General features: G+C 73.1%; 2 protein-coding genes and 1 pseudogene. All 3 read right to left on the bottom strand.

Going from position 1 to position 1,697, the window contains the following annotated elements; all coding sequences use genetic code 11:
• Positions 1 to 10: 10 nt before the first annotated feature.
• Positions 11 to 616 carry a VTT domain-containing protein gene (locus tag Ae505Ps2_RS01010; protein WP_020624503.1) on the bottom strand — a complete coding sequence of 202 codons (606 nt, stop codon included), beginning with the start codon at positions 614 to 616 and terminating at the stop codon, positions 11 to 13.
• Positions 617 to 753: 137 nt separating this feature from the next.
• A complete protein-coding gene (locus tag Ae505Ps2_RS01015) occupies positions 754 to 1,407 on the bottom strand; it encodes a response regulator transcription factor (RefSeq protein WP_020624502.1) in 654 nt (217 codons plus the stop codon).
• 90 nt (positions 1,408 to 1,497) lie between these two features.
• Positions 1,498 to 1,697 (bottom strand): annotated as a pseudogene (locus tag Ae505Ps2_RS30780) (IS5/IS1182 family transposase); the annotation flags it as partial.

Genomic DNA, 1,697 nt, shown 5'->3' on the forward strand with positions numbered 1-1,697 from the left:
GCCGGACCGGTCAGACCGCGACGACGGGGCGGCGCAGCCGCAGCAGCGCCCTGGCCGCGGCGGCCACGGACGCGACGAGCGCCGCGAGGACGACCCCGGCGAGCACCGACATCAGCGGGTCGCCGTGCGTGATCGGTCCGACCAGGACACCGATGCCGGTCATCCAGGTGCTCCACACCAGCGCGCTGGCGACGGTCGCGGGCAGGAACGCGCGCAGCGGCAGCCGGACCCGGCCGGCCGCGGACACGCTCGCCAGCCGTCCGCCCGGCAGCAGCCGGGTCGCGACCAGCGCGGTGATCGGCCGTCGGTGCAGGTGGCGGCGGATCCAGGCACCGGTCCCGTCACCGCGACGGGTGGCCCGGACCACGGAGTGGGAGCTGCGTCCGGCGCCGTAGAGCAGCGCGTCGCCGAGCAGGGAGCCGACCACCGCGGCACCGAACAGGGCCACGATCCGCCACCGGTCGCCGTCCGCCAGTGCGGCGGCCGTGGCGCTGAAGAGCACCGGCTCGCTCGGGAGGAACGGGAACGGCCCGTCGCACATCACGGCGACGGCGAGCAGGGGCACCAGCCAGGGGCTCTGGAGCAGGTACCCGATCAGCGCGCTCGGGTCGGTCACAGGCGTCTCCGGGGGTCGCGCGTCGGGGGCTGCTCCGAGTCTGCCGGGTCCCGTGACCTGTTCGTGATGGGGGTGTCCCCCGTTACCGTTTGCCGCCGTTCACCGCGGGGAACCCACCGTGCCGCTCCCGGACGGGCTCAGTCGGCGAGTCCCTGTTCGATCGCGTAGCGGACGAGCTGGCTGCGGTTGTGCAGCTGCAGCTTGCGCAGGGTGTTCTGCACGTGGCTCTCGACGGTCCGGTGCGAGACGACGAGCTTCGCCGCGATCTGCTTGGCCGTCATGCCCTTCGCGACCAGGCGTAGCACCTCGGTCTCCCGCTCGGTGAGCGCCGGGACCGACGGCGCGCCGTCGGCGGGGCGCGGGGCGTCGGCGAGCCGCCGGTACTCCCCCAGCACCAGCCCGGCCAGCCCCGGGGTGAACACGGCGACGCCGTCGGCGGTGCGCCGGATCGCCTCCAGCAGTTCCTCGACCCCGGCCGACTTCACCAGGTAGCCGAGCGCACCGGCCTTGACCGCCTCCAGGACGTCGGCGTGCTCGCCCGACGCGGACAGCACCAGCACCCGGCTGTCCGGGCTCTGCTGTCCGATCGCGGCGATCGCGTCCACGCCGGAGGTCGCGCCCAGGTTGAGGTCCATGAGGATCACGTCAGGCCGCACGGCCGTCGCGATCCGGACCGCGGCGGGCGCGTCCGGGGCCGTCGCGACGACGTCGAGGCCGCGCTCGGCGAGGTCGCGGGCCACGCCCTCGCGCCAGATCGGGTGGTCGTCGACGACCATCACCCGGATGCTCATGTGTCCTCCCTGGGGACCCTGATGACCCATTCGGTTCCGATGTCCGGTCCGGTGTCCAGCGTCAGTGAGGTGTTCTCAGTAGCGGGTTGATCATGTCGTGCGGTCGTACTCGGTGTGGAGTAGTACGAGCGCAGCTGCGGTGATCGCGCCGGTGCGCCAGGGACATAGCGTGACTCGCCGCAACGCGGCGAAGGTGGTCTTGAGCAGGGCGTTTCCGCGTTCGGCCAGAGCACGAAGGGCTGAGTGCAGGGTGTTGACGGTGCGCTGGTTGACCGTCTGCCCGCGGCCGG

It is taken from the genome of Pseudonocardia sp. Ae505_Ps2 (assembly GCF_001932425.1).
GTDB lineage: Bacteria > Actinomycetota > Actinomycetes > Mycobacteriales > Pseudonocardiaceae > Pseudonocardia.

Bases quoted from the DNA above. Each gene is read 5' to 3' on its own strand.
- Ae505Ps2_RS01015 (WP_020624502.1), bottom strand. From the start codon at position 1,407: ATGAGCATCCGGGTGATGGTCGTCGACGACCACCCGATCTGGCGCGAG.